Origin of the sequence: Gordonia zhenghanii (assembly GCF_021738965.1) — a bacterium.
Lineage (GTDB): Bacteria > Actinomycetota > Actinomycetes > Mycobacteriales > Mycobacteriaceae > Gordonia > Gordonia zhenghanii.
In genome coordinates this window covers 64933-91460 of the sequence record NZ_JAKKOQ010000015.1, presented here as the reverse complement: position 1 = coordinate 91460, position 26528 = coordinate 64933, and the positions used below count along the sequence as shown (strand labels likewise).

Here is a 26528-nt window from a genome sequence, read left to right as displayed (position 1 = left end):
GTCCGGGCTCGGTGTCTTCACGAAGCGTTCTTGCACGATTGACTACAGATTGTGACGACAAGAGGGGAACCGGCGTGTCGAAGCATTCGACGGGCGGAGAGCAGCCGACGGACAGACAGGGCGCTGCAGACGGACGGGCGCCAGCGGGCCGAAAGGGCCCGTTCATCGCGCGACCACTGGTGGCTGTCGCGCTGATCGTCATCTTGGTCGCTGCCGTGATCACCGCGTGGACTAAGCTCGGCGACCAGATCGACGACACGGCGACCGACGAGGCCGCATCGTGTGTCGAGGGCAAGGCGACGGTGCCGATCGTCGCAGATCCCGCCATCGCTCCGGGCCTGCAACGGATCGCTCAGAACTACAACCACACCTCCCCTATCGTCCGAGACCACTGCGTGACGATCCAGGTGCGTCCCGCTGACGCGCGCGCCACCCTCGAAGGGCTGACCGCCCGCAACTGGGACTCCCAGGCGTTCGGCGCGTTCCCCGGCGCCTGGATTCCGGAGTCCTCGGTGTGGTCCGCCGCTCTGCAGACCGAGAAGCCAGAAGCACTGCAAGGCCCGCCGGAGTCGTTGGTCTCCTCCCCTGTCCGGTTGGCCGTCGAACCCGAACTCGCTCAGGCGGCGAACGACCGCATCGGCTGGGCCGACCTCCCCGACCTGACCTTGGCGAACTCGCTGTCCGCGTTCGGTCACCGGAGTTGGGGTTCCCTGCGCATGGCGATGCCGAACGGTCCTCAGTCGGATGCGACGGCGCTCGCCGCGCAAGCGGTCGCGGCCGCGACCGCAGACGAGAAGGATGCGCTCACCCTCGCCGAGGTGAACCGGCCGCGCGTGAACGACGCAGTGGAGCAGTTGATGTCGGCGCCGCCGCGAATCGGCGACGGCTCCACCGAGGCTGCCGTCGAGGCGGTCGCCACGGCAGGTGATCCGGCCGACGCCAAGGTCCGCGCCGTCCCGGTCACCGAACAGCGGTTGTACTCGCTCACGAAGGACGACGAGCGTGCCCGCGTCACCGCCGTCGCACCGACCGGATCGACACCGGTCGCCGACTACCCCGTGGTCCGACTGTCCGGCGATCAGGTTCCGGCCCACATCGGCGACGCCATCGCCGAGTTCGTGACCTTTGTCCGCAAACCGCCGCAGATGAAGATCCTGACCGGCATGGGATTCCGGGGCGCAGGCCCGCTTCCCGCCGCGACGGCGACCGTGAAGTTCGGCGACGTCGCCGATCCGCTCCCCGCGCCCGAGCCTGCGGCAACGGTGGCGATCAGCAAGCTCGTCCTTCCCGCCGCCGTCCCTAAGTAGGCGAGGGTCTCGACTCCGCTCGACCAGCGGAGTCGAGACCCCACCACCCAGTCCGTCGAGACACCTACCGCTGGTCGAGCGAAGTCGAGACCCCCACCGCCGGTCGAGCGAAGTCGAGACCCTCCCCGCCGGTCGAGACACCTACCGCTGGTCGAGCGAAGTCGAGACCCCCTCAGCCGAACTTCGTCAACAGCGTGTACTGCGCGGCGATCTTCTGCTGTGCGTCCTCCAACGTGTCGCCCTCCGAGGTCGCGAGGTACCGATCGACCGCGACCGCACAAGAGAACCACGGACCGTCCGACCCGGTGTCACCTTCGCCCTGCATGCATTTCGCCGAGGACAAGTCGAGCGGCGACGGCACGGCCTTGGCTCCACCGTCGGCCCACGCTGCCAGGAAGAACTCCCGTAGTCCGGACGACTTGTCCGGTGTTCCTGCTCGATACACGACGGTGGACCGCTCGCTGATCAGGTCGACGTCCGCGTCGGTGAAGGCGGTCAAGGACTTCTTATCGTCGTGGAACTTGGTCGCGAAGGCACGCGGCCCGGCGACGCTGCCTTCGAACATGTAGCGGTCGTCCGCCTTCAGATAGGGCACGGTGAGAGTGAAGAAGTCGCGGTTCTCGTATTCGTCGACCACGGCGATGTCGCGGGAGGCATCGCTCGCCTTCTTCTGCGCGATCAGTGAGCGACGCACCGTCGCCTCCGCCGTCTCCGGTGAATATCCGTACACCTCGGCGTACAACACGTCCCGCCCGGAGACGGCCATCGCGCGGACGTCCACACCGTCCGGGTAGTAGTTGTTCTGTCGGACCATCACTGCACCGTCGGGGCCACCCGTCAGCGGCTTGGTCTGCACGTCAGCGCGGTCACGGTCGTCCATCTTCTTCCACCGAGTTGCGATGGCGTCAATGGTCGGATCCATCGCCGCTCGGGCAGTTGCCGGATCCGTGTACCGCAGGACACCGGTCCGCAAGCTCTCCCTCTCGTCGAGGTCCATTCCCGTGCCTGGCGCATAGTTGTTGCCGCTGGCGGTGAAACCGAACTCGAAGGCGGCATTCTCCGGGATCGACTTCACGTCGACGTCGTAGAGAGGCGACAGATTCTCGATACTGCTCAGCGGACCGCTGCCGATGGTTGCGTGTCCGATGCGCGGATCGAGCTCGGTTCGCAAGGGGATGAACTCGCCGAGCGCAACAGCCGCTCGATGCTTCGGACCGGATGCATCGTCGTCGGTCAGTGTCGCGGAGTACGAACCGGTGTCGAGTTCGATCGGCGTTCGGACCGGAGCACCGTCGACTGTGCAGGCCGCCAGGCCTGCTACCAGCGGTATTCCGATCGCCATCGCAACTCTTCGCACATCGCCATCGTAAGTCACGTGTATTGAAACCACGACGATTGAATTACTCGACGTCCTGATCGCCGCGGCGCACACTCGTTCCCATGACCACCTCACCGCGAGCAGCCGCATCGAGCCACCGCCGATGTCGCTGATCGGGTGACCCCCGGTCGGTGTTGCCCGCTCGGGCGTCCCGCCACAACAAGAACCATCAGCTACCAGACCTTCAGGAGGTCTATCTCGTCATGCCCGAAATCAGCTCGCAACGACTCGAAGCCGCGACCGCACCACTGCAGTTCGCATACTGGGTCCCCAATGTCAGCGGCGGTCTCGTCGTCTCCAAGATCGAGCAGCGCACCGACTGGGGGTACGACTACAACCGCCGTCTCGCAGTCCTCGCCGAGAACAACGGATTCGACTACGCGCTCTCGCAGGTCCGCTACATCTCGTCGTACGGCGCCGCCTATCAACACGAGTCGACCAGCTTCTCGCTGGCGCTACTGCTCGCGACCGAACGACTCAAGGTGATCGCCGCGGTCCATCCGGGCCTGTGGCACCCCGGTGTCCTCGCGAAGTTCCTGGCGACAGCCGACCACATCTCCGGTGGACGCGCTGCGGTGAACGTCGTCTCCGGCTGGTTCAAAGACGAGTTCACCAAGCTCGGCGAACCGTGGCTCGAACACGATGAGCGGTACCGCCGTGCCGAGGAGTTCATCACCTACCTGCGCAATATCTGGACCGACGACCACGCCGAACTGTCCGGCGACTTCTACCGGCTGCACGACTTCGACCTGAAGCCCAAGCCCGTGGACGTGCCCGGGCGTCCGCATCCAGAGATCTTTCAAGGCGGAAACTCCACCGCTGCCCGAGCGATGGCCGGCCGCGTCTCGGACTGGTACTTCAGCAACGGCAAAGACTTCGACGGACTCTCCGAACAGGTGCTCGACGTCAACACCGAGGCCGCGATCCACGGCCGGACCGTCAAGTTCGGGCTGAACGGCTTCCTCATCGGACGCGACACCGAAGCCGAGGCCCGCGATGTGCTCCGCGAGATCGTCGACAAAGCGGACCGCGATGCCGTCGACGGATTCGGTTCGGCAGTCAAACAGGCAGGCACGTCGTCATCGGACGGGAAAGGGATGTGGGCGGACTCCGAGTTCGCCGACCTCGTCCAGTACAACGACGGCTTCAAGACCGGCCTCATCGGCACGCCGGAGCAGATCGCCGAACGCATCGTCGCCTACAAGGCTCGCGGCGTGAATCTGTTCCTGCTCGGCTTCTTGCACTATCTGGAGGACGTCGAGTACTTCGGCGCCCACATCCTGCCGATCGTCCGCGAACTCGAAGCCGACCTCGTCTCCAGCGGACGCCTCGAGACCGAGTTGGCCCGTAACGGCGTCCTCACCGCCTGACCGCTGTCCCCATAACCTCCGGCTTGCAAAAGGAATCACCATGACCATCACGAACAATGACCGCCGCACCCACGACGTCGAGACACGCGACGACCTGTTCGCCGACGCGCTCCGCCGCGCCGACCTCGTGGCGGCGGAGTTGCGCGCCACCGCCACCGAGCGCGATCGGGCGAACGCCGATCCCATCGCGGAGATCGAACTCCTGCGCGAGCACGATCTGCTCCAGGTCGGCGAGCCCGTCGAGGTCGGCGGATCCGGCCTGAACTATGCGCAGAGCCAGCAGATCACCAGGCGCATTGCTCGCGGCGACACCTCTATCGCACACTTGATCGGCTATCACTTTGCGCAGCAACGGATTCCCCACCTCTTCGGAACTCCAGAACAAGCCGAAGCGATCTCCCGCCGTAACGGACAGGAGAAACTGTTCTGGGGCGGAGTGCAGAACCCGCGCGGGGCCGACGGGCTAGTGCTCACCAAGGACGGCGACTCGTACCGACTCAACGGCCGCCGCACCTTCGCGTCGGGAGCCAGTGTCGCCGACCAGCTGTCGGTGACCGCCTCCTACGGTGACGCACTGATCTTCCTGACCCTGCCCACCGACCGGGAGGGCTTCAAGCCGCAAGGCGACTGGGACAACATCGGCCAGCGTCTCACCGATTCCGGCGGTGTCGTGTTCGACAACACCGTGGTGCACGTGAGCGAGATCCTCGGCGATCCCGACTCACCGCCCACGTTCACACCCCATCAGACACTCGTCACTCCGCACTGGCAGCTCGCGTTCGTCAACTTCTACATCGGCACCGCCGAAGGCGCGTTCGAGGAGGCACTCGACTGGACCCGGTTGAACGCGAGCGCGTGGGAGACGTCCGGCCTCGACAGTGCAGGCGACGACCCGTACGTCCTGGAGACGATCGGTGAGCTGCGTGCCCAGATCAGCGGCGCAGCACTTCTGTCCGATCGTGCAGGCGATGCGCTACAGTCGGCTCTCGACATCGGCGACTCGCTGTCTGCCGATCAGCGCGCCGATACCGCGATCGCGATCGCCGAGGCCAAGTTCGTCACCACGAAGGTCTCGCTAGAGGCCGCGTCCCGTCTGTTCGAGATCCAGGGGGCCCGGGCCACGACCAGCGCATACGGTTTCGACCGGCACTGGCGCAATCTTCGCACCCACACTGTCCACGACCCGGTCGCATACAAGGCGAGGGAGATCGGCGACTGGGTGTTGAACGCTCGCGCTCCGCAGTTCACTCTGTACAGCTGACCCGTGGCCATCACCGATCACGAGTCCGCGGTGGCTGCCGCGCGCGGCATCGCACCCGTTCTGGCAACGGGTGCGAGCGCGCGCGACAGCGACCGTGCTCTCCCCTTCGACGTAGTCGAAGCACTGACTGCGACGGGCCTGCTCGCGGTCACCGTGCCGGCCGAGTTCGGTGGGCCCGGTCTCGGAGCCCGCCCCCTCGCCGAGGTCGTCGCGGTCCTCGCCGCCGCGGATCCGAGCGTCGCGCAGATCCCCCAGAGTCATTTCGTGTTCGTCGACGCCGCCCGCCGGGTCGGGTCGGACGTGCTCAAGAAGCACCTGTTCTCCCGGGTACTCGACGGGGCGCGGGTCGCGAACGCTCAGACCGAACGCGGCGGGAAGACCGTCCTCGACGATGCGACCACGTTGCGTCGCCGCGACGGGCGGCTGCGGCTGACCGGCAGCAAGTTCTATGCCACCGGGGCCGTGTTCGCCGACATCCTGGCGGTACGAGCGATCGGACCGGACGGCGGCAGTGTCATCGCCTACGTCCCCGCCGACGCAGCCGGGATCACTATCGACGACGACTGGGACGGCCTCGGACAGCGCACGACGAGCAGCGGCACTGTCCTCCTGGACGACGTCGACGTGAACGCCGACCTCGTCCTGGACTACACACGTCTGCTCGCGACACCGAGCACGTACGGCACCCGCGCACAACTGGTGCACGCCGCGATCGACGTAGGCATCGCTCGCGGGGCCCTCGACAGCGTTCCGGAACTCGCGGACCGCGCTCGACCGTGGTTCGAAGCAGGCGTCGAGCGGGCCGCCGAGGATCCTCTCCTCGTCGCGCAGGCAGGCGAACTCGAGCTCGCGGTTCGGTCGGCGGCCGCGCTCCTCCGCGAGGCGGCCGACCGGATCGACGAGGCAGAGGCCGCATCGACTCCGGAGACGATCGCCGACGCAGCCCTGGCGACTGCGGCGGCCAAGGTAGCCGCCGGCCGTGCCGCCCGGCGGGCCGGCAGCGAGTTGTTCGATTTCGGCGGCACACGTACGGCCTCGGGGCGGGCGAACCTCGACCGCTACTGGCGTGACGCCCGTACGCACACCCTGCACGACCCCGAGCGTTGGAAGCTCCAGCATCTCGGCCGCTGGGCCGTCGAACGCCAGCCTCCGCCCAGCCACGGAACTCTCTGACCTCTATCAACGCTATAAAGGAACGTCTCGACATGTCTGTAAAACTTCACTGGTTCCTGCCGACGTACGGCGACTCCCGGTTCATCGTCGGAGGCGGTCACGGCTTGCCCGCCGGAGTCGCGGGCGGTGACCGTGACGCGTCCATCGGTTACCTCTCGTCCATCGGACGCGCCGCCGAGGACTTCGGCTTCACCGCCGCACTCACACCGGCAGGCGCCTGGTGCCAGGACGCGTGGCTGACGACGGCGATGCTCGCGCGGGAGACCGAACGCATCGGCTTCCTCGTCGCGTTCCGTCCCGGACTGATCAGTCCGACGCTGGCCGCTCAGATGACCTCGACCTTCGCCAAGCATGCGCCCGGGCGCATCCTGCTCAACGTCGTGACCGGTGGCGAGCCTGCCGAACAGCGGGCGTACGGCGACAGCCTCGACAAGGCGTCCCGGTACGCGCGGACCGACGACTTCCTCTCGATCGTCCGTCGCCTGTGGGCGGGCGAGGCAGTGACGCACCGCGGCGAGCACATCACCGTCGAGAACGCGAGCATCCCGTCACTCCCGGATCCGGTGCCGCCGATCTACTTCGGCGGTTCGTCCCCGGAGGCCGGGCCGGTCGCGGCACGCCACAGCGATGTCTACCTCACGTGGGGCGAACCACCGGTGGCCGTCGCCGCGAAGATCGACTGGATCCGATCCCTGGCCGAACAGCAGGGTCGGACCGTGCGGTTCGGCATCCGGCTGCACGTGATCGCTCGGGACACCTCCGAACAGGCCTGGGCCGAGGCCGGGCGGCTGCTGGCAGCCCTCGACGAGGAGACCGTGACCCACGTGCAGTCGGGGCTCGGCCGCAGCGAGTCGACCGGTCAGGCCGCGATGCGTGCCCTGCACGAGTCGCATCGCGCGGACGGCTCGTGGCGGGATCCGCGCGCCCTCGAGGTGTACCCCGGTCTGTGGTCGGGCGTCGGCCTGGTCCGCGGCGGCGCCGGCACCGCACTCGTGGGTTCGCACACCGAAGTCGCCGACCTGATCGCCGAGTACGCCGCCGTCGGCATCGATGAGTTCGTGCTCTCGGGCTACCCCCACTTAGAAGAGCTGTACTGGTTCGGTGAGGGTGTGATCCCGGAATTGACGCGGCGCGGACTCTTCGACGCAGGCCGGACCTCACTGTCGACGAATACCGGCACCCCTTTCGTCCCGGCCGGACGCTGACCGGGTCCGATCCACCACCGCACAGCTCGACTACATAGATCTACGCAAGTAGGGAGATAATGACTGTCACAACGGATTTCACCTCCACAGACCTCACCGCCCACGAGGCCGGCAACGAACTGCGTCGGGTGTTCGGCCACGTCCCGTCCGGCCTGGTCGTCGTCGCCGCACTCGGCCCCGACGGTCCGGTCGGCCTGCTCGCCTCGTCGTTCACCTCGGTGTCCCTGGATCCCCCGCTGATCTCGGTGAACATCGCTCATACGTCGACGACCCTGCCGGTGCTCCGCAACGCAGACCACTGGGGCGTGACCGTGCTCGGTAGCAGCCAACGCGAGGTGGCCGATCATCTCCGCAGACCCGCGTCCGAACGATTCGACGGCGTCGACTGGGCCGCGACCGACAACGGTGCGATCCATGTGGACGGCGCGGCAGCAGGATTTCACACTCGGGTCGATCAGTTGATTCCGGCGGGCGATCACGTGATCGCACTCCTCGCCGTGCACGGTCATTTCGCAGCGGCGGACGTCGAACCGATCATCTTCCACCACAGCCGTTTCCGCCATCTGGAACAGGAGCATCCCGCATGAGAGCGCTACGCATCGCCGTCGAGTCCGACGACGCCGACTGGACCGAGCTCACCGACTCGTCCGCGGGTGCGCCACCCACCCGGATCCGGTCGTCGAGTCTCGGTGAGGCCGCAGCAGCGGCCGCTCGCTCCGCTCGCCCGGTGTTCGTCGACATCGACGTCCACGTCGCCGACACGGTGACAGCGGCGTTCGCCGAATACGCCGACGCGAACCCGGGGTGGGCGCCCGGCGCCCGGACCGGGACGATCGTGCACCCCGGCACGGTCGCGACCCTCGTCCGGCTCCTGCACGACATCGAGGCGACCGGAGTCGCCGACGGCGTCACCCTGCGCGGCCCGCACGCCCACGCCCTGATCGATCGCCTCACACCCGATCTCGTCGAACTCCTCGGCGTCGGCGCACGCGCGTTCGCGTACACCGACGCACGGTGAGGCGCTACTCGGCGAAGGCCTCCAGCGGCGGGCAACTGCACACCAGGTTGCGGTCGCCGAACGCGCCGTCGATCCGACGGACCGCGGGCCAGACTTTGACCCGACCTCCGGAAGACGGCAGTCCCGTCGGGTACACGGCGGTCATCCGGTCGTAACCGTGATCCCACTCGCCGACCAGGCACTCCGCCGTGTGCGGTGCACCGGCGAGCGGGTTGTCGTCGGCGGTCCACGTACCGTCGGCGACCTTGTCGATCTCGCCGCGGATCGCGATCATCGCGTCGATGAACGCGTCGATCTCGGCGAGGTTCTCACTCTCGGTCGGCTCCACCATGAGGGTCCCGGCCACCGGAAAGCTCATGGTCGGGGCGTGGAAGCCGTAGTCGGCAAGACGCTTGGCGACGTCGTCGACCGAGACGCCGGTCTGCTTGGACAGATCCCGCAGGTCGAGGATGCACTCATGTCCCACCCAGCCGTTCTCGCCCGTGTACAGCACCGGGTAGTGGTCACCGAGGCGGCGTGCGATGTAGTTCGCTGACGCGATCGCCGTCAACGACGCGGCACGCAGCCCCTGCGCGCCCATCATCGCGATGTACGCGTAAGTGATCGGCAGGATCGACGCCGAGCCGTACGGGGCGGCCGAGATCGTGATCCCGGTCGAGTCGAGTTCCTCGGCGAGCGGGTGACCCGGCAGGAACGGAGCCAGGTGTTCGCGGACGGCGACAGGGCCGACACCGGGACCACCACCGCCGTGCGGGATGCAGAACGTCTTGTGCAGGTTCAGATGCGAGACGTCGCCGCCGAACTGACCGGGTCGGGCCAACCCGACGAGGGCGTTCAAGTTCGCTCCGTCGACATACACCTGGCCACCCGCATCGTGGACGGCGCCGCAGATGTCGGTGACCTCGTGCTCGAACACGCCGTGCGTGGACGGGTAGGTGATCATGATGGCCGCCAGCTCGTCGCGGTGCTTGTCGATCTTGGCGCGCAGATCGTCGATGTCGACGTCGCCCGAGTCACGGCTGGCGACGACCACCACGCGCAGGCCGGCCATGACGGCCGAGGCGGCGTTGGTGCCGTGCGCGCTCGACGGGATGAGGCACACGTCGCGCGCCTCGTCGCCGCGGGAGCGATGGTAGTTCCTGATCGCGAGCAGGCCTGCGTACTCCCCCTGCGAACCAGCATTCGGCTGCAGACTCACCCGGTCGTATCCGGTGACGGCGACGAGCCAGTCCTCGAGGGTGGTGATGAGTTCACGGATGCCCTCGGAGTCACCGAGCGGCGCGAACGGGTGCAGTCCGCCGATCTCCGGCCAGGTGATCGGCTCCATCTCGGTGGCCGCATTCAGTTTCATGGTGCACGAGCCGAGCGGAATCATGCTTCGGTCCAGTGCGATGTCCTTGTCCGACAAGGCGCGCAGGTACCGCAGCATCGAGGTCTCGGTGCGGTGGGAGGTGAAGGCGGGATGCGTGAGGTACTCACTCGTCCGGTTCTCGATCGGCTGCGCGAAGGAAGACGACTCGGCCTCAGGTGCGCCGAAGGCCCGCAGGACGACGGCGACGTCGGCCTCGGTCGTCGTCTCGTCGCAGGCGATGCCGATGCGGTCGCCGTCGACCAGTCGGAGGTTGACACCCTCGGACTTGGCGGCCGCTACGACCTCCGCGGCGCGACCGTCCGCCCGCACCACGATCGTGTCGAAGAACGAGGCGTGCTCCACACTCAGGCCCGCACCGGTCAGCCGGTTCGCGAGGTCGGCCGTGGTGTCGTGCACGCGGCGCGCGATCTCCTTGAGACCGTCCGGACCGTGGTACGAGGCGTAGGTCGCGGCGATGATCGCGAGCAGGACCTGCGCGGTACAGATGTTGCTGGTCGCCTTCTCACGGCGGATGTGCTGTTCCCGCGTCTGCAATGCCAGCCGGTAGGCGACGGCGCCGTCGGCGTCCTTAGAGACTCCGACGAGTCGGCCCGGAAGCTGACGGGTCACCTTGGTGTGCACGGCGAGGTAGCCCGCGTGCGGGCCGCCGAAGCCCATCGGGACGCCGAAGCGCTGGGTGGTGCCGAAGCAGGCGTCCGCCCCGAGTTCCCCGGGCGGGGTGACGAGCGTCGCCGCCAACAGGTCGACGCCTGCCGCGACGAGTGCACCGCGGGCGTGCGCCGCCTCGATGATCGGGCCTGCGTCGACGAGCGCGCCCGAGGCTCCGGGCGTCTGGAAGACGACACCGAAGAAGTCGCCGTCGGGCAGACCCGCACCGTCTGCGGTCGGATCGAGGACGGCTTCGACCACCTCGATGCCGAGAGGCTCGGCACGCGTGTCGATGACAGCGCGCGTCTGCGGGAACAGGTCGGCGTCCACCACGACGCGGGGCGATTTCGCCTTCGCGGCGCGACGCAGCAGGGTCATGGCTTCAGCGGCAGCGGTGCCCTCGTCGAGCATCGACGCGTTGGCGACCTCCATCCCGGTCAGGTCCGACACCATCGTCTGGAAGTTGAGGAGCACTTCGAGACGGCCCTGGCTGATCTCCGGCTGGTACGGCGTGTACGCCGTGTACCACGCGGGATTCTCGAGGATGTTGCGCTTGATCACGGTCGGCGTGTGCGTGTCGTAATAGCCGAGGCCGATCATAGACCGGGCGACGACGTTCCGGTTCGCGAGTTCGCGCATCGCGGCGGTGGCCGCGGCTTCGCTCAGCGGGGCAGGAAGTGCGTCGAGTCCGGTGGCGACGCCATCGTCGCCGACTCCGTCCGCGATCGTCGCGGGAACCACGTCGGCGGCGAGTTCGTCGAGCGACGCCACGCCGAGTACATCGAGGATGCGAGCGAGTTCGGCCGCATCCGGGCCGAGATGCCGTTGCGAGAACGGCGAGGAAGGGGCGGGGTTCGGCAGGGACGTGTCCGTCACAGGAGGGACCTATCTGTCGTCAGGTCCGAGCGCGGCGCCCGGACTGGGCCCTCTCCCTCTGTCCATGTCGCGGAGCGACGCCTGAGAGATTCGGCTGCGGGTGACCGCGGCCTTTCACCGTGGGCGGACGAGCGAACCCGTCACTTTCCAGAGACGCCGTCAATGCCACGGTCCCGGGTGCCTGAGAGTTTGACGGAGAGGTGTTGCTCCTTCGGCGGACGCCCGAGGTGATCGGACGACGCTCTCCCGTGGCGTAGCGGCGCACGGTCAGGGTACCAACTCGCGTCGTGCACACAGCCGTCCGTGACCGGCGGTACTGGTCACAGTCGCACGTGCGGAGGACTACCCGGTCTTGCGCGTCCGGTTCTTGCGTCGGGCAGCGAGCTCGTCTTCGGGCGATTCCTCGCTGACGCCGCCGTCGGCGCGCTCGGCCGGGAAGTCGGCGATCGTGCCGGTCAGTTCGCGCATCGCGCCGGAGACCGCGATGCCGAACACGCCCTGTCCGCCCTGAAGAAGGTCGACGACCTCTTCGGCCGATGTGCACTCGTAGACCGTGGTGCCGTCGGAGAAGAGGGTGATGCGTGCGAGATCTTCGACGCCGCGGCGGCGAAGGTGATCGACCGCGACGCGAATGTTCTGGAGCGAGATACCGGTGTCGAGCAGACGCTTCACGATCTTGAGGACGAGGATGTCCTTGAACGAGTACAGACGCTGCGTACCGGATCCGCCTGCGCCGCGGATCGACGGGACGACGAGTTGTGTGCGTGCCCAGTAATCAAGCTGACGGTACGTGATGCCCGCGATCTGGCATGCCGTGGGGACGCGGTACCCGACGAGTTCGTCCGGCACGATGCCGTTCGGAAACAGACCGGGAGCGATGTCGTCGAGACCACCCTGTACGGGTTCCTGCAGCACTGGTTCTTGCAGCACTGGTTCGGTGACACCTTCGGTCCGAAGATCTGTCGGCTTGTCGCCCACGGCTACTCCCTCGCGCAACTGGACCCTGGCCGCGAGTCCTTCTGCAAGGGTACTCCCGCACACGGTCGATGTGTGTTGTACCGAAGCGAACGGCTCCGGTGTCGAGTTAGAAACTATGAGGATTACGACCGGCGATCAACGCAACACACCGTAAACCTCAACTTAAGGTTCAGCTGTGCATCAACGGTGACCCTGCGGTTACCCATCTGTTACCAATGAGGCTGCTGTTACTCATGTGACTCAAGTGGCGACAATTGTTCGGTGTTCGCCCATCTTGACTAGCCGAGATCGTCAGCTGGCAGACGGCCCGTCAGGCCCCAAGAAGTCCTCCGGAGACACCTGATCGAGGAACTCACGGAAGGCCTCGACCTCTTCCTCGCTCGACTCCCCCGCCTCATCGTCCGACGACGACTCGTCCTCGTCGTGGATCAGCAGGCCTGCGTCGTCGAGCACCTCGTCTGCCGCGACGATCGGCGCGCCGACCCGCATCGCGACGGCGATCGCATCCGACGGCCGGGCTTCGACGACGACGTCGCCGTCGAAGACCATCTCCGCGTAGAACGTGCCCTCCCGCATGTCGACGATCCGCACCTCGACCAGTGTCCGGTCGAATGCCGCGACGATCTGTTCGATCAGATCGTGCGTGAGGGGTCGGGGCGGCTCGACGCCCCTCTGCTCCAGTGCGATCGACGCGGCCTCACTCTGACCGATCCAGATCGGCAGGTACCGGGAGCCGGACACTTCACGCAGCAGCAGCACCGGCTGATTCTGTGGCGGCTCCACCCGGATGCCGACGATTCGCATCTCGCCCATGATCGTGTCTCCTTAGACGAAGTCGTGGAGTGGAGGGTCAGTCGAGCGCGGAGCGCACGGCGGCCTTCACCAGCTGCGTGTGCAGCGTCACCGACAAGGCGGCCATCTCCCGAACGAGTTCTTCGGCACGGTCGCGCGCACCCGTTCCCTTGCCTTTGGCGATCGGTCCGGCGATCTGCGCGACCAGACCGGCTTCCCGCTCGGCGCTCACTTTGAACGCACGGAGGTGCCGGGTCTCGACGCCGAAGTTCGCGAGCGCTGCAGCGGCCTCGACCAGACGCACGGCGTCCTCGTCGAAGAAGCCGCCCGGCCCGGCGGACAGGAGCCCGTTCCGCATCAGTTCCGCGATGAACGCGGAGTCGACGTTCGTCCGCTCGATGAGCGTCTCACGGGCAACACGACCACCGCGCGACGAGAAGTCCGTCGCCGGAGCGACCGCAGTACGCGCCGACGACAGCAGACGTGCGCCGCCCGCCGAGTCGGACGACTCCGTGTCGATGGCGTCGAGTTGCTCGCGGATCACCTTCAGCGGCAGATAACGGTCGCGCTGAGCAGTGAGAACGAACCTCAGTCGTTCGCAGTCCGCATCACTGAAGCGGCGGTACCCCGACGGGGCACGGTCCGGAGTGACGAGCCCCTCCGCTTCGAGGAAGCGGATCTTGGAGATCGTCACGTCCGGAAAATCCTCGGACAGGACCGCGAGGACAGCGCCGATGGACATAGTCCGCTCGCCGCTTCCTTCCGACCGTGCAGCCGATGAGGTCACGATGTGGCGGTGCCGGCTTCCCCGGCACGCGGGCCGGCCAGGAACACCAGGCGGAACTTGCCGATCTGGACCTCGTCGCCGTTGGCGAGAGTGGCGGTGTCGACCGGTTCACGGTTGACGTACGTTCCGTTCAAGCTGCCGACGTCGACCACCTGGAAGTCGTCGCCTTCGCTCCGGAACTCCGCGTGGCGCCTGCTGACGGTCACATCGTCGAGGAAGATGTCGCTGTCGGGATGACGGCCGGACGACGTCGCGGCCTGATCGAGCAGGAAGCGCGAGCCTGCATTCGGGCCACGCTTGACGATGAGCAGCGCAGTTCCGGGCGAGAGTCGCTCGACACCGGTATCGCCCGGCTCAGCCGACGTCGCAGGCGCGTCGATCTCCTTGATGAACTCCTCCCGGAAGACCGAGGTCGTCTCCACAGGCGCTTCAAAGCCGTTGTCGTTACCGGTCACCACATCTCCTTAACCACTGCGGTCGGCGCCCGGGTTCCGGGGTCGGCGACCACTTCGCCATTTCTCGTATGCATTCCAGATGCGTTTCGCCGCTGAAACGCACGTCGTACGGCAGGACGAACGTTCGCCTTCGAACCTACCGTCTTGCGTCCTATCGCCGCCCGGGTTGGGCGCGATTGAACGAACTACAGAATCATATCCGCCCCCGCCGACGTCCAGCGGGCTCGTCGACGTTGACGAGCCGGATCGTTAGCGAATCGTTCAGCTTCCGACCGCGGCCGCATAGCCTGCGGCGTCGAGCAGGTCGGCCAGTACGGCGTCCAGGTCGACGTCGTCGGCGACGGTGATCTCGACGAGCCAGCCGTCGTCGTACGGCGACGAGTTGACCAGTTCGGGGGCACCCTCCAGCGCGTCGTTCGCGGCAGCGATCGTGCCGTCCAGCGGGCCGAAGATGTCCGAGACACTCTTGGTCGACTCGACCTCGGCGAACGACTCCCCGGTCTGCACCGCGTCGTCCACGTCGGGCAACTGGACGAACACGACGTCACCGAGCGCGTCCTGCGCGAAATCGGTGATGCCGACACGGACCGTCTTGTCACCGACCTTGCTGACCCACTCGTGGTCGGCGGTGTACCGCAGGTTCTCCGGGATCTTCGTGTCGCTCACGGAAACTGCCTTTCTGATTCGAGAGGAAGGTAGGCGCCCGTCGAAGGAATCCCCCCGCCGGATCACGCTTAGATCTTATCGCCCGACGCGTCGGGCGGCCGCATCAGGCCGCGGATCGCCGGTCCACGCGAGGCATGGTGCGCACGACGTCGACTGTCTGAATCCAGTACAGGACCAGCGACCAGACGTACAGGGCGACGCCCCAGATCAGGAACGCCCAACCGATCGGATATGTGATGGTTCCGATGATCCCGTCGATATGGCCTGCCAGGAGCCACGGGAACGCACTCATCAGGGAGAAGGTCGCAGCCTTGCCGACATAGAGCGTCGGCAGGGCGGTGACTCCGCGCGAGGACAGCAGCGGCACGGTCAACAGCAGCAGGACGTCACGTCCGATGATCACGGCGATCAACCACCACGGCACGAAGTCGCGGATCCCGAAGCAGATCGGGATCACGATTACGTACAGCCGGTCGGCCGCCGGGTCGAGCAGTGCCCCCAGTTTCGACGACTGACCGAGCCACCGGGCCAGCTTGCCGTCGAGCCAGTCGGTGGCGCCGGAGACGAACAGCACGACGAACGCCCAGCCGGCCGACTCCTCGACGAGGAGAAGCCAGATGAACACCGGGATCAGTAGCAGCCGCGCGACCGACAACGCGTTGGGAACGGTCCAGATCGCATCGGAGCGTTCGGCGGGCTGCGCGGGCGACGCGTGCCCCCCGCCGTCGCCCTGGCTCCGAGGCTCGTCGGTCATCTGAAGATGCCCACGATTCCCTGAATGGCTTGTGCGCCGGCCGAAGCGAAGTGATTCTCGTGCACCAGATACGTCCACGTCATCGTCGACCGGTGCATGTCCGCGTCGCCGAAGTCGACGCCGTCGGCGGTGATCTTCGCAGTCGTGAAGGTCTCCCGGGATGCGTCCATCGCGTCGTCGACGATCTTGGTGAACTCGGCGAAGATCAGTTTGTGGAACTCCTCGAGCGGGCTCTGCTGTCCGAGGGCCCGAAGATGGATGCTCGCCTGCACGTCCGCGACGTAGGCGAGGTGGTCGGCCCAGCCGCGGTCCAGGTGGTACAGGACGATCTGCCGCGCGGCGTCCTCGAGGACGTCGTCGTCGATCGTCTCGGACAACTCCTCGTAACGCTCGGGTGCCAGTTCCTTGAGTTCAGTGAGGGCCTGATCGGTCGTCAAGACGGCCATGCGACGTCGGACGATCGAGTTTCGCTGCTCGTTGACCTGCTTGTTGAAGTCCCAGGTGTTGGCGTGCAGTTGCAGCATCGCGCCTTCGGCGATCCGCTGCGCCTGCTGCACGACCTCGACACCGCGCGGCCCCGTGGAGCCTTCGCTGTCGACCGGACGGATGTCGCGCAAGTGTGTCTGGTTCTTGGTGACCAGCGGGTCCTCGAGACTGGAGAAGAACACCGAGCGCCCGGGATCGCCTTGGCGTCCCGCGCGACCGCGGAGCTGGTTGTCGAGACGCTCGGTGTCGTAGCGCCCGGTGCCGACCACGCACAGTCCGCCGAGCTCGACGACCGCCTCGCGCTCGTCGTCGTCGCCCTTCGACCCGCCGAGGCGGATGTCGGTGCCACGGCCGGCCATCTGGGTCGACACCGTGACGGCGCCCTTTCGGCCGGCCTCGGCGATGATCGCCGCCTCTTCGGGGTCGTTCTTCGCGTTGAGGACGACCGATGGGACGCCTGCACGATCGAGGAAGTACGCGAGTTCTTCGGACTGCGCGACGTCGTGAGTTCCGATCAGCACGGGCTGTCCGGTCTCATGGGCCTCCCGCACGCATTCGACGACGGCCTCCATCTTGTTCGCCTTGTTGTCGAACACCCGGTCCGGCTCGTCCTCGCGGATGTTCGGCATGTTCGACGGAATCTGCGAGACCCCCAGCCCATAGAACTGGCGGAGCTGTTCGCCTGCCGCGATGGCGGTGCCGGTCATGCCTGCGACACGCGGGTACCGACCCATCAGCGCCTGCACGGTGATCGTGTCGATCACTTCGCCGGACGCCGTCGGCTTGAGGCCCTCCTTGTACTCGACGGCGGCCTGGACGCCGTCGGGCCAGCGCTGCAGCCGAGCCACTCGGCCGCGGGCGGCGTTGATCAGATGGATCCCACCGTCGCGCACGATGTAGTCGACGTCACGTTCGAGCAGGTAGTAGGCGTACAGCGCCACGTTCACATGCACCAGAGTGGTGCTGACGTGCTCTTCGTCGTAGAGGTCGATGCCGCCGAGTGTGTCCTCGACGAAGCGCGCGCCTTCCTCCGTCAGCGACACGTTCTTACCATCGGAGTCGACGTCGTAATGCTTGCTCTTGAGGTGCGACACCACTTCGTGGATCGCGCTGTTCGGCGCGTCCGCCTCCGTCGACCCGGCCAGGATCAGCGGAACGAGCGCCTCGTCGACGAGGACCGAGTCCGCTTCGTCGACGAGGACGACCTCGGGTTCGGGCGAGACCAGTTCGTCGTCGTGCAGCGCCAGTTGGTCACGGAGGACATCGAATCCGATCTCGTTGACCGATGCGTACGTGACGTCGCACGCATAGGCCGCCTGCCGCTCTTCCCGCGTCGAATGCTCAGACAGCGTGCCGACGGTTACGCCGAATATCTCGTAGAGCGGCTTCATCCAGTCGGCGTCGCGGCCTGCGAGATAGTCGTTCACCGAGACCACGTGAACGTGCTTGCCTTCGAGCGCGTAGCCGATGGCCGCGATCGCTCCCGCGAGGGTCTTGCCCTCACCTGTCGCCATTTCGACGACGTCGCCGTCGAGCATCCGCAGCGCACCCTGCAGTTGGACGTCGAACGGGGTCATCGACACCGTGCGCTCGCCTGCCTCACGGATGAGGGCAAGGAATCGAACCCGCCCATCAGTCGTATCGATCTCCAGATCTGCTGCAGCGTCGGCGAATTCGGAGTCGGCCAGACCTTCGGCCCACTCGGAGTGTTCGTACGACTGCTCGATCAAGGAGATGGACTGCGACTGGTTGCGCGACGCCTGAGCGCCGAGCATGCGCCACATGGCGTTCGTGAGCTTTCCCACTGGCTACCTGTTCCTCACGTGAATTTCGTTGGCCGATCGTGATCTACCGTACGCGGCGGACACACGGGCCCGCCGGACCGACTGCACTACCGTTGCCGGTATGGACCGACGACGCCGCGGCAGCACCCGCGCAATCGCATTCGTCCGAGCTGCGGCGACCGGAGCGGCCCTCGTCGCAGCACTCGCCGCATGCGATTCGGGTTCCGGTGGCGCGGAAGACTCGGCCCCCGATCCGGCCCGACTCGTGGGCAAGACGTATGTGTCCGACAACGCGACCGACACGAAGGTCCCGGGCGGAGGACCGTTCGTCCTGAGTTTCGGCACCGAGAACCGGATCAGTGCGAACGCCGGGTGCAACGGCCACGGTGGGACCGTCGAGTTCGACGGTGACACCCTGACCACCGGGCCGCTCATGGGCACCATGATGGCGTGCCCGCCGCCCCGCGACACCGCCGACAAGTGGGTGAGCGACTTGTTCGACTCGCCGCTGACCTGGTCACTCGAGGGTCGGACGCTCACCTTGTCTCGCGGGGACCTCGAGGTGCGTCTCGACCAGCGGGTAGACCGGGCCGTCGCAGGCACCAACTGGCGCGTGAAGTCCCTGATCGCAGCGAACGGCGTCACGACCTCCCGGGTGCTGGACGAGATCGCGCCGACCGTGACGATCGGCGCGGAAGGGACGCTGCGCGGATTCACCGGCTGCAACCGAATGACCGGCGAAGCGACGGTGACCGGAACCCGACCGACGCAGAAGGTGATGTTCGGTCCCATAGCGACCACGCGGAAGGCCTGCCCCGGCGAGGCGGGCGACATCGAACGGTCCGTCCTGGCGGTCCTGTCCGGCGAGGCGACGGCGACGGTGGACGGCGACCGCATGCGGCTGACGAACGTCGCCGATCCGTCGATCGGTTTGGAACTGACGGTCAGTCGCGAGTCCGGGGGCAAGTGAGGGGCCCGACAGATTAGGCTTATGCGCCATGAGTAAGAAGTCGGGCGGCGAAGTCAAGCTCCCCAAGGACGCATACGAAGCCGAACTGTTCCGCCTTCAGACCGAACTGGTTGCGCTGCAGGAGTGGGTCCGCGAGACGGGCGCCCGAGTCGTCGTCATCTTCGAAGGCCGCGACGCGGCAGGCAAGGGTGGTGCGATCAAGCGGATCACCGAGTTCCTGAGCCCTCGCGTGTGCAGTGTGTCAGCGCTGCCCGCACCGACCGACCGCGAACGCGGACAGTGGTATTACCAACGCTACGTGGAACATCTGCCGACGAAAGGCGAGATCGTTCTGTTCGACCGCTCCTGGTACAACCGGGCCGGTGTCGAGAAGGTGATGGGATTCTGCACGCCGGAAGAGCACACTCGCTTCCTCCGGCAGACGCCGATCTTCGAGCAGATGCTGATCGACGACGGAATCATCCTGCGCAAGTACTGGTTCTCGGTGTCTGACCAGGAACAGCTTCGGCGATTCCGCTCGCGCCGCGACGATCCCGTCCGTCAATGGAAGCTCAGCCCCATGGATCTCGAATCGGTGTACCGCTGGGAGGATTACTCGCGGGCCAAAGACGAGATGATGGTGCACACGGACACGTCGTCGAGCCCCTGGTACGTGGTCGAGTCCGATCACAAGCGCAATGCGCGACTGAACATGATCTCGCACCTGCTGTCGAGCATCGAGTACGAACACGTCGAACGCCCTCGGGTGAAACTGCCCAAGCGTCCGATCGAGTCCGGCAACTACCACCGCCCGCCACGATCGTTGTCGAAGTTCGTCCCCGATCACGTGGCGACGCTGCTCGGCGACGCCGAGCACTGACCAGACGTTCGCCGGGAGAACAGTTCAGCAATGCCCACACCACCCTTCTCCATTCCTTCCGTTCCGTCCACGGCTGCTGCCGCACGTCGGCTGAGCGGGCGACTGCGCCGCCGCGTCGACTCGGCCGACGTCGTCTATCTCGTCACCACCTCGGGTTTCCCCAACTACGGCGACGAGCTCATCACCGAAGCATGGCTGCGCCTGCTCGCGGTGCGTCGCCCGACGGCGCGGGTGGTCGTCGACTCCCCCCGTCCCGGCCATGCCGCCCTGTTGTTGCGTCACGCGAACAAGCGAGCGGTCTTCGTCGACACCCTGTGGCAGTTCGTGCACTATGCGAACAGCGACGACCCAGTCGGCGTCGACCCGGACGCCCCGTGGGAGTGGGTCGGACACGCCGCGAGTCATCTCGGTGTCTCCCCGCGCGACGACGCGGGCGTCGACGCGTTGCTGCAGGCAGGCACGATCCATCTCGTCGGCGGCGGCTTCGTCAATGCGATGTGGCCGCACCACAGGTGGCTGATACCGGCGATCGCCGCCGTCGCCGAACGGACCGGTGCTCGCGCCGTCGCCACCGGTGCAGGCCTCACCCCGTCGGAGACCGGTCCGGCACATGAGGCGATGCTCGCCGCAGCTGCCCGGTTCGACGTCTTCGACGTACGCGACGCGCCCACCGAACAGATGCTTGCGGGCCTGCCCGGACTCTCCCGGACCGGCGACGACGCGTGGCTCTCGCCCCGCGTGCCGACCACCCAGACGCCCCCGGGATCCGGATCTGCGGGATCCGGGGTGGTGCTCTGCGCACAGAGCGACCTGACCGACTCGTTCACCTGGGACGATCGCACCGGGGTCGACGCACTCGCCTCGTTCGTCCGCGCCGTCCTGGACGACTGGGACGTGCCCGGGTCCGACGTGACGGTCGTCGAATGCATTCCGGGCCACGACTACACGATCCCCACGCTTCTGGGAGATCGCCTCGACGGCGCTCGAATCATCCCGTTCCGCACCGCGTGGCACGACTCGCTCCCCACAGGCGGAACCTGGCTCTCGACCCGGTACCACCCGCACATGCTTGCGGCGGCCGGCGGCGCATCAGGGGTCGCGGTCTCCGCAAGCCCCGACTACTACGCGACCAAGCACCAGGCGCTGGTCGACGCCGGGTCCCGGTGGACCGTCGTCGCCGGACGTGTCGACGAGACCCCCGAGCGCCCTACCGCGGGCGGATTCACCGTCGACGCGGTGCGCGCGAACGTCGCAGACAAGCGGGAGCTCGCGCGACGCCTGTACCCCGTCGGGATCCGTCTGCGTTAGACGGCCTTGGGGTCGTCGGTCTGAAGTAGATCGGTCTTACTACGAGCCGGGTGACCAGCATGTGGTCACCCGGCTCGTAGTAGTGACTCAGCGCCCGAATCCGGCCTGACGCAATGCGTCGGCCATGGAGCCGCTGGCCGGCTTCTGTCCGCCCCGCTTCTGACCGTTGCTGTTCGGCCTGCCCCGCTGCTGACCACCGCGGCCCTGGCCGCCACGCTGCTGGTCCGAACCGCCTCGACCTCCGTCACGCTGCTTCTTAGTACCCGGCTCGTCGTTCAGTCGCAGCGTCAGGCCGATGCGCTGGCGGTCGACGTCGACATCGACGACCTTGACGCGCACCACCTGCCCGGACCGGACCACGTCGTGCGGATCGGACACGAACGAGTCGGACATCGCCGAGACGTGGACCAGCCCGTCCTGGTGGACGCCCACGTCCACGAACGCACCGAACGCCGCGACATTCGTGACGACGCCTTCCAACACCATCCCGGGCAACAGGTCGCCTACCTTCTCGACTCCAGAAGCGAACGTGGCCGTCTCGAATGCGGGTCGTGGGTCACGGCCGGGCTTCGCCAACTCGCCGAGGATGTCGGTCACCGTCGGCACACCGAAGCGGTCGTCGGCGAACGACGCCGGCTTCAGGCCGCGCAGCGTCTTCGTGTCGCCGATGAGCTCGTCGAGCCCGCGACCGGTATTGTCGAGGATTCGGCGGACCACCGGGTACGCCTCCGGGTGCACCCCGGACGCATCCAACGGGTCGGCTCCGCCACGGATGCGAAGGAAGCCTGCACACTGCTCGAAGGCCTTCGGCCCGAGTCGCGGCACGTCGAGCAACGACGTGCGGCTGTCGAACGCGCCGACCTGATCTCGGTACGAGACGATCGCTGTCGCGAGTCCCGGAGTCACCCCGGACACGCGCGCCAGCAACGGAGCCGACGCCGTGTTGAGGTCAACACCGACCGCGTTCACCGCGTCTTCGACGACCGCATCGAGGCTGCGCGCGAGCGTCGCCGGAGCCACGTCGTGCTGGTACTGCCCGACGCCGATCGACTTCGGATCGATCTTCACCAGTTCCGCCAGCGGGTCCTGCAGGCGACGCGCGATCGACACTGCGCCGCGGATCGAGACGTCGAGGTCCGGCAGCTCCTGCGAGGCGTACTCGGAGGCCGAGTAAACCGATGCGCCGGCCTCGCTGACCACGGCTTTCGCCGGCGGCCTTGCGCCGGACCCGGCGATGTCGGCGAGGAGGTCGGAAGCGAGGGCGTCGGTCTCGCGTGACGCTGTGCCGTTGCCGATGGCGATCAGCTCCACGTCGTGGCGAACGATCATCGCCGCGAGCTCGGCCTTGGACTGATCCCACTTGTTCGCCGGCTGGTGCGGGAAGATCGCACCGGTGTCGACGACCTTGCCGGTCGCGTCGACCACCGCGACCTTGACGCCCGTACGGAAGCCCGGGTCGAGGCCGAGCGTCGCGCGGGTGCCTGCAGGCGCCGCCAGCAGCAGGTCCTTCAGGTTGGTCGCGAACACGGCGACGGCTTGCTCTTCGGCTCGCTGACGCAGCCGCATCCGGGCTTCGATCGTCGCCGTGATCATCAGTTTGGTGCGCCACGCCCACCGAACCGTCGCACCGAGCCACGCGGTGGCCGCACCCGGATGGGAGGCGTCGACGCCGAGCGTCTGCGCGACGAGCGCCTGGTACGGCTCATCGTCGCCGCCGTCGAACGTGAGAGTGAGAGCTTCTTCCTTCTCACCGCGCAGCACTGCCAGCACCCGGTGCGACGGCATGTCCTCCAGGGATTCGGCGAACTCGAAGTAGTCGCGGAACTTCTGGGCTGCCTGGTTCTGCTCGGCGCCGGGACGGACCGCTGAACGCAGTCGTCCCTCGTTCCAGAAGCGTGCGCGAATCGCGCCGACGAGGTCGGCGTCTTCAGCGGCTCGCTCGATCACGATGTGTCGCGCGCCGTCGAGAGCGGCGGCGGTGTCGGCGACGTCGCCCGTCACGTACTCGGCTGCCGCGTCCTCCGGGGTGAGCGAGGGGTCCGCGAGGAGCGCCTCCGCGAGTGGCTGCAGGCCTGCTTCACGCGCGATCTGCGCTTTGGTGCGCCGCTTCTGCTTGTACGGCAGGTAAATGTCTTCGACACGAGCCTTGGTGTCGGCGGCCAGCAGTGACGCACGCAGTTCGTCGGTGAGCTTGCCCTGGTCCTCGATGGAGGCGATGACCGCGGCACGGCGCTCGTCGAGTTCGCGCAGGTATCGGAGACGTTCGTCCAACAGTCGCAGCTGGGCGTCGTCGAGGCTTCCCGTCGCCTCTTTGCGGTAGCGAGCGATGAACGGGACGGTGGAACCGTCGTCCAAGAGGGCCACCGCGGCTGCGACGCGGCTCTCGGCCACCCCGAGTTCTCGGGCGATACGGGTGTTGACGGACTCGACAGGCGCAGTGATGGTCACCGAAATCAGGCTACCGAAGACGCGTCGGGGCTGACGCGAGGGGGAACGCTGGCGGCTGAGAGGAAACGCCGCAGACTAGGGTCGGGTGATCACACGACGGGAGCAGTGCCGATGACCGATCTTCCTCTCGACGGCGTCACCGTCGTCGCATTGGAGCAGGCGGTGGCCGCTCCCCTCGCGACACGCCATCTGGCCGACCTCGGTGCTCGGGTGATCAAGATCGAAAGGATCGGTGAAGGCGATTTCGCCCGAAACTACGATCGCGCCGTCGGGGGCATGGCCAGTCATTTCGTGTGGCTCAACCGAGGAAAGGAGTCGATTGCGCTCGACCTCAAGTCGCGCGGCGGGGTGGCGGTCGCTCACCGACTGATCGAATCGGCCGACGTGTTCGTCCAGAATTCCGCTCCGGGCGCCGCGGCTCGGCTCGGGCTCGACCCGGCCGCTCTCGCTGCGGCGGATCCCGCGTTGATCACCGCGAGCATCACCGGCTACGGCGACGACGGGCCGTTCTGTGATCGCAAGGCCTACGACTTGCTGATTCAAGCGGAGACCGGCCTCGTCTCGTTGACCGGGACCCCTGATGCCGCGAGCAAGACCGGTGTCCCGTCGTCGGACATCGCCGCGGGCATGTACCTGGCCCAGTCGATCCTCGCTGCGTTGTTCCGCAAGGCTCGGACCGGACGGGGCGCGGTGCTCGACGTGTCGATGTTCGATGCGACCGCGGAATGGATCGGCCACCCGATGTATGTGCAGATGCACACCGGCGAGCTGCTTCCGCGGCGCGGACTCGGCCATGCCAGCATCGTTCCGTACGACTCCTATCCGACAGCGGACGGCCAGTTGTTGATCGGCGTGCAGAACGATCGAGGTTGGCGAGCCCTGATGGCCGGTGTCCTGGAACGTCCGGACGTCGCGGACGATCCGCGGTTCGTGTCGAACACCGACCGAGTCGCGCACCGAGCCGAATGCGACACCGCGGTCGCGGCGGAGACCGTTCGGTTCACCGGCTCGGATCTATCGTCTCGCCTCGAAGCCGCAGGCGTCCCATCCGCCGTCGTGAACGACGTGGCCGGGCTGGTCGACCATCCCCAGTTGTCCGAGCGGGATCGTTGGCGGACAGTGACGACGCCGGTGGGCCCGGTGCGCGGTCTACTGCCGCCGATGGGCTTCGCCGACGTCGAACTCCCGATGGGCGATGTGCCTGCGCTGGGTGCGCACAGTCGCGCCCTGCTCACCGAGCTCGGCTATGACGCGGCCGATTCGGAGCAGTTGGTCGCCTGCGGGGTCGTCGGAGTCGAGTGATCGCCGTTTCGTCGGCGGATCAACGACTTCCCGACCAGCACCACGAGACCGATGGTCGCAGCTTGCAGGAGTGCTCCGCCGACCATCGGGGCGCGTGGGCCGAAGTGGTCGGCGAGGATCCCGAGCAGTGGTGAGCCGATCGGTGTCCCGCCCATCAGAAGCGTCATGTAGAGGGCCATCACACGGCCACGCACTTGCGGATCGACGCTGGTCTGCACGTACATGTTGGTGGAGGTAAGTGTGATGAGCGCGGACAGACCGAGCACCGGCAGGCAGACGCCGTAAACGATCGCCGTCGGAGCCAGACCCGTCCCACCGAGCACGACGGCGAACACGGACGCCGATGCCACCACGAACCGCAGACTCGGCACCAGTCGACGACGGGCGGCGAGGAGTGCACCGAGGAGCGATCCGATGCCCATGATCGACCCGAGTACGCCGTACCCCGTCGCGCCGAGACCGAACTGGTTGCGCGACATCAGCACGTTGGTCATCTGGAAGTTCATTCCCCAGGTGCCGACCGCGAAGCCGACTCCCAACGCGATCACCAGGTCGGATCGTTGCGCGACGTATCGGAAGCCTTCGCGCAGTTGCCCTCTCGCGCGTGGAAGCGGCTCGCTGCGGATGAGCTTCGCCTCGTCGAGGAGCAACAGTGCGACGAGGAACGCGAGGTAGCTGATGCCGTTGGTGAGGATGGCCCAGCCGCTGCCGAACGCGGCGATGATGAGGCCCGCGACGCCGGGACCGATGAGGCGTGCCGCATTGAAACCGGAACTGTTGAGGCCGATCGCGTTGGTCAGACGCTCGGCGCCGACCATCTCGGAGACGAACGCCTGTCGGGCCGGGGCGTCGATCGCCGAGCCCATGCCGAAGACGAACGCCAGGACGTACACGTGGGCAGTCGCCGCAACGCCGGTTACCGCAAGCAGCCCGAGGATCAAGGACGAGACCGCCATCCACGACTGGGTGAACATCAACAGTCGCCGTTTGTCGAAGCGGTCGGCGAGCAGACCACCGACCGGCGACAAGAGCAGTGCCGGCAAGAACTGGAGCGCAGTGGTGATACCGACGGCGACGGGAGAGTTGTCCGACACCTGCAGGACGAGCCAGTCCTGGGCGACGCGCTGCACCCAGGTTCCGATGTTGGAGACGAACGCGCCGATCACATAGGTGCGGAAGTTCGGTACAGCGAGAGAGGCGAACATCGTCGATCCGCTACTCCGCCGCTTCGCCACCCGTGTGCGCTCCTCGCCACCGACATTAATTAGACAGTCCAGACTGTATAACTAATTCGGCCTATCGGCTATTCCCACGACGCAGCTGCCCCGCCA

The 26528-nt window shown here is 66.8% G+C and carries 22 protein-coding genes and 1 riboswitch; of the genes, 11 read left to right on the top strand and 11 right to left on the bottom strand.

Features of this window, described 5'->3' with window-relative positions; all coding sequences use genetic code 11:
• Positions 1–74: 74 nt before the first annotated feature.
• Complete coding sequence (locus tag L5G32_RS16185; RefSeq protein WP_237012103.1) at positions 75–1307, top strand: substrate-binding domain-containing protein; 1233 nt, start codon at positions 75–77, stop codon at positions 1305–1307.
• Between the two features lie 172 nt (positions 1308–1479).
• Here L5G32_RS16185 and L5G32_RS16180 read toward each other — a convergent pair whose 3' ends face one another.
• On the bottom strand, positions 1480–2649 hold the full coding sequence (locus L5G32_RS16180; RefSeq protein WP_237012102.1) for a DUF7373 family lipoprotein: 1170 nt from the start codon (positions 2647–2649) through the stop codon (positions 1480–1482).
• A gap of 239 nt (positions 2650–2888) precedes the next feature.
• Between L5G32_RS16180 and sfnG the strand changes: the two genes are divergently transcribed.
• From sfnG to L5G32_RS16150, 6 genes are read left to right on the top strand one after another with little or no spacing between them, the layout of a single operon-like run.
• On the top strand, positions 2889–4055 hold the full coding sequence (sfnG, locus tag L5G32_RS16175; protein ID WP_237012101.1) for a dimethylsulfone monooxygenase SfnG: 1167 nt from the start codon (positions 2889–2891) through the stop codon (positions 4053–4055).
• A gap of 40 nt (positions 4056–4095) precedes the next feature.
• The gene (locus tag L5G32_RS16170) at positions 4096–5316 is read left to right on the top strand and encodes an acyl-CoA dehydrogenase family protein (protein ID WP_237012100.1); all 1221 of its coding nucleotides are present in this window, start codon (positions 4096–4098) and stop codon (positions 5314–5316) included.
• Between the two features lie 3 nt (positions 5317–5319).
• Positions 5320–6489 (top strand): SfnB family sulfur acquisition oxidoreductase, encoded by a 1170-nt coding sequence (locus L5G32_RS16165; protein ID WP_237012099.1) that lies wholly within the window; start codon positions 5320–5322, stop codon positions 6487–6489.
• A gap of 32 nt (positions 6490–6521) precedes the next feature.
• Positions 6522–7694 (top strand): LLM class flavin-dependent oxidoreductase, encoded by a 1173-nt coding sequence (locus tag L5G32_RS16160; protein WP_237012098.1) that lies wholly within the window; start codon positions 6522–6524, stop codon positions 7692–7694.
• A gap of 59 nt (positions 7695–7753) precedes the next feature.
• Complete coding sequence (locus L5G32_RS16155) at positions 7754–8281, top strand: flavin reductase family protein (RefSeq protein WP_237012097.1); 528 nt, start codon at positions 7754–7756, stop codon at positions 8279–8281.
• The gene (locus L5G32_RS16150; protein ID WP_237012096.1) at positions 8278–8712 is read left to right on the top strand and encodes a hypothetical protein; all 435 of its coding nucleotides are present in this window, start codon (positions 8278–8280) and stop codon (positions 8710–8712) included. Before L5G32_RS16155 ends, L5G32_RS16150 begins: the two co-directional genes overlap by 4 nt.
• A gap of 4 nt (positions 8713–8716) precedes the next feature.
• On the opposite strand, the gene gcvP is transcribed toward L5G32_RS16150, so the two are convergent.
• The 8 genes from gcvP to secA2 all read right to left on the bottom strand — a co-directional run bounded on the left by gcvP (position 8717) and on the right by secA2 (position 18331).
• Positions 8717–11608: an aminomethyl-transferring glycine dehydrogenase gene (gene gcvP / locus L5G32_RS16145; protein ID WP_237012095.1), complete on the bottom strand. Its 2892-nt coding sequence runs from the start codon at positions 11606–11608 to the stop codon at positions 8717–8719.
• Between the two features lie 158 nt (positions 11609–11766).
• Positions 11767–11867, bottom strand: a riboswitch (glycine riboswitch).
• Between the two features lie 83 nt (positions 11868–11950).
• Positions 11951–12586 (bottom strand): MerR family transcriptional regulator, encoded by a 636-nt coding sequence (locus L5G32_RS16140; protein ID WP_372491709.1) that lies wholly within the window; start codon positions 12584–12586, stop codon positions 11951–11953.
• Between the two features lie 291 nt (positions 12587–12877).
• A complete protein-coding gene (locus L5G32_RS16135) occupies positions 12878–13399 on the bottom strand; it encodes a bifunctional nuclease family protein (protein ID WP_237012094.1) in 522 nt (173 codons plus the stop codon).
• Positions 13400–13436: 37 nt separating this feature from the next.
• Complete coding sequence (gene ftsR / locus L5G32_RS16130; protein WP_237012093.1) at positions 13437–14120, bottom strand: transcriptional regulator FtsR; 684 nt, start codon at positions 14118–14120, stop codon at positions 13437–13439.
• A 41-nt stretch (positions 14121–14161) separates the two neighbouring features.
• Positions 14162–14620 carry a glycogen accumulation regulator GarA gene (gene garA / locus L5G32_RS16125; RefSeq protein ID WP_237012092.1) on the bottom strand — a complete coding sequence of 153 codons (459 nt, stop codon included), beginning with the start codon at positions 14618–14620 and terminating at the stop codon, positions 14162–14164.
• A 261-nt stretch (positions 14621–14881) separates the two neighbouring features.
• Entirely contained in the window at positions 14882–15286 is a 405-nt protein-coding gene (gcvH, locus tag L5G32_RS16120; RefSeq protein ID WP_237012091.1) for a glycine cleavage system protein GcvH, read from the bottom strand.
• Positions 15287–15389: 103 nt separating this feature from the next.
• Positions 15390–16040, bottom strand: coding sequence for a CDP-alcohol phosphatidyltransferase family protein (locus tag L5G32_RS16115; protein ID WP_237012090.1), 651 nt, complete (start codon positions 16038–16040; stop codon positions 15390–15392).
• On the bottom strand, positions 16037–18331 hold the full coding sequence (gene secA2 / locus L5G32_RS16110; protein ID WP_237012089.1) for an accessory Sec system translocase SecA2: 2295 nt from the start codon (positions 18329–18331) through the stop codon (positions 16037–16039). The genes L5G32_RS16115 and secA2 overlap by 4 nt, the downstream gene beginning before the upstream one ends.
• A 100-nt stretch (positions 18332–18431) precedes the next feature.
• Here secA2 and L5G32_RS16105 point away from each other — a divergent pair, with 100 nt between their 5' ends.
• From L5G32_RS16105 to L5G32_RS16095, 3 genes are read left to right on the top strand one after another with little or no spacing between them, the layout of a single operon-like run.
• Entirely contained in the window at positions 18432–19280 is an 849-nt protein-coding gene (locus L5G32_RS16105; protein ID WP_237012088.1) for an META domain-containing protein, read from the top strand.
• 28 nt (positions 19281–19308) lie between these two features.
• Positions 19309–20139 carry a polyphosphate kinase 2 gene (gene ppk2, locus L5G32_RS16100; protein WP_237012087.1) on the top strand — a complete coding sequence of 277 codons (831 nt, stop codon included), beginning with the start codon at positions 19309–19311 and terminating at the stop codon, positions 20137–20139.
• Between the two features lie 30 nt (positions 20140–20169).
• The gene (locus L5G32_RS16095) at positions 20170–21447 is read left to right on the top strand and encodes a polysaccharide pyruvyl transferase family protein (RefSeq protein ID WP_237012086.1); all 1278 of its coding nucleotides are present in this window, start codon (positions 20170–20172) and stop codon (positions 21445–21447) included.
• A gap of 87 nt (positions 21448–21534) precedes the next feature.
• On the opposite strand, the gene L5G32_RS16090 is transcribed toward L5G32_RS16095, so the two are convergent.
• Positions 21535–23895: a Tex family protein gene (locus L5G32_RS16090; RefSeq protein WP_237012085.1), complete on the bottom strand. Its 2361-nt coding sequence runs from the start codon at positions 23893–23895 to the stop codon at positions 21535–21537.
• A gap of 111 nt (positions 23896–24006) precedes the next feature.
• On the opposite strand from L5G32_RS16090, the gene L5G32_RS16085 reads away from it, so the two are divergent.
• Positions 24007–25197, top strand: a complete 1191-nt coding sequence (locus L5G32_RS16085; RefSeq protein WP_237012084.1) for a CaiB/BaiF CoA transferase family protein — start codon at positions 24007–24009, stop codon at positions 25195–25197.
• Here L5G32_RS16085 and L5G32_RS16080 read toward each other — a convergent pair.
• The gene (locus L5G32_RS16080) at positions 25140–26402 is read right to left on the bottom strand and encodes an MFS transporter (RefSeq protein ID WP_237012083.1); all 1263 of its coding nucleotides are present in this window, start codon (positions 26400–26402) and stop codon (positions 25140–25142) included. The two genes, L5G32_RS16085 and L5G32_RS16080, sit on opposite strands and share 58 nt — an antisense overlap.
• Positions 26403–26528: the final 126 nt, after the last annotated feature.

Excerpts from the sequence above, each read along its gene's own strand:
- L5G32_RS16180 (WP_237012102.1), bottom strand. The coding sequence starts at position 2,649 with ATGGCGATCGGAATACCGCTGGTAGCAGGCCTGGCGGCCTGCACAGTC.
- sfnG (WP_237012101.1), top strand. The coding sequence starts at position 2,889 with ATGCCCGAAATCAGCTCGCAACGACTCGAAGCCGCGACCGCACCACTG.
- L5G32_RS16170 (WP_237012100.1), top strand. The coding sequence starts at position 4,096 with ATGACCATCACGAACAATGACCGCCGCACCCACGACGTCGAGACACGC.
- L5G32_RS16160 (WP_237012098.1), top strand. The coding sequence starts at position 6,522 with ATGTCTGTAAAACTTCACTGGTTCCTGCCGACGTACGGCGACTCCCGG.
- L5G32_RS16155 (WP_237012097.1), top strand. The coding sequence starts at position 7,754 with ATGACTGTCACAACGGATTTCACCTCCACAGACCTCACCGCCCACGAG.
- L5G32_RS16150 (WP_237012096.1), top strand. The coding sequence starts at position 8,278 with ATGAGAGCGCTACGCATCGCCGTCGAGTCCGACGACGCCGACTGGACC.
- L5G32_RS16135 (WP_237012094.1), bottom strand. The coding sequence starts at position 13,399 with ATGGGCGAGATGCGAATCGTCGGCATCCGGGTGGAGCCGCCACAGAAT.
- ftsR (WP_237012093.1), bottom strand. The coding sequence starts at position 14,120 with ATGTCCATCGGCGCTGTCCTCGCGGTCCTGTCCGAGGATTTTCCGGAC.
- L5G32_RS16115 (WP_237012090.1), bottom strand. The coding sequence starts at position 16,040 with ATGACCGACGAGCCTCGGAGCCAGGGCGACGGCGGGGGGCACGCGTCG.
- L5G32_RS16105 (WP_237012088.1), top strand. The coding sequence starts at position 18,432 with ATGGACCGACGACGCCGCGGCAGCACCCGCGCAATCGCATTCGTCCGA.
- ppk2 (WP_237012087.1), top strand. The coding sequence starts at position 19,309 with ATGAGTAAGAAGTCGGGCGGCGAAGTCAAGCTCCCCAAGGACGCATAC.
- L5G32_RS16095 (WP_237012086.1), top strand. The coding sequence starts at position 20,170 with ATGCCCACACCACCCTTCTCCATTCCTTCCGTTCCGTCCACGGCTGCT.
- L5G32_RS16085 (WP_237012084.1), top strand. The coding sequence starts at position 24,007 with ATGACCGATCTTCCTCTCGACGGCGTCACCGTCGTCGCATTGGAGCAG.
- L5G32_RS16080 (WP_237012083.1), bottom strand. The coding sequence starts at position 26,402 with ATGTTCGCCTCTCTCGCTGTACCGAACTTCCGCACCTATGTGATCGGC.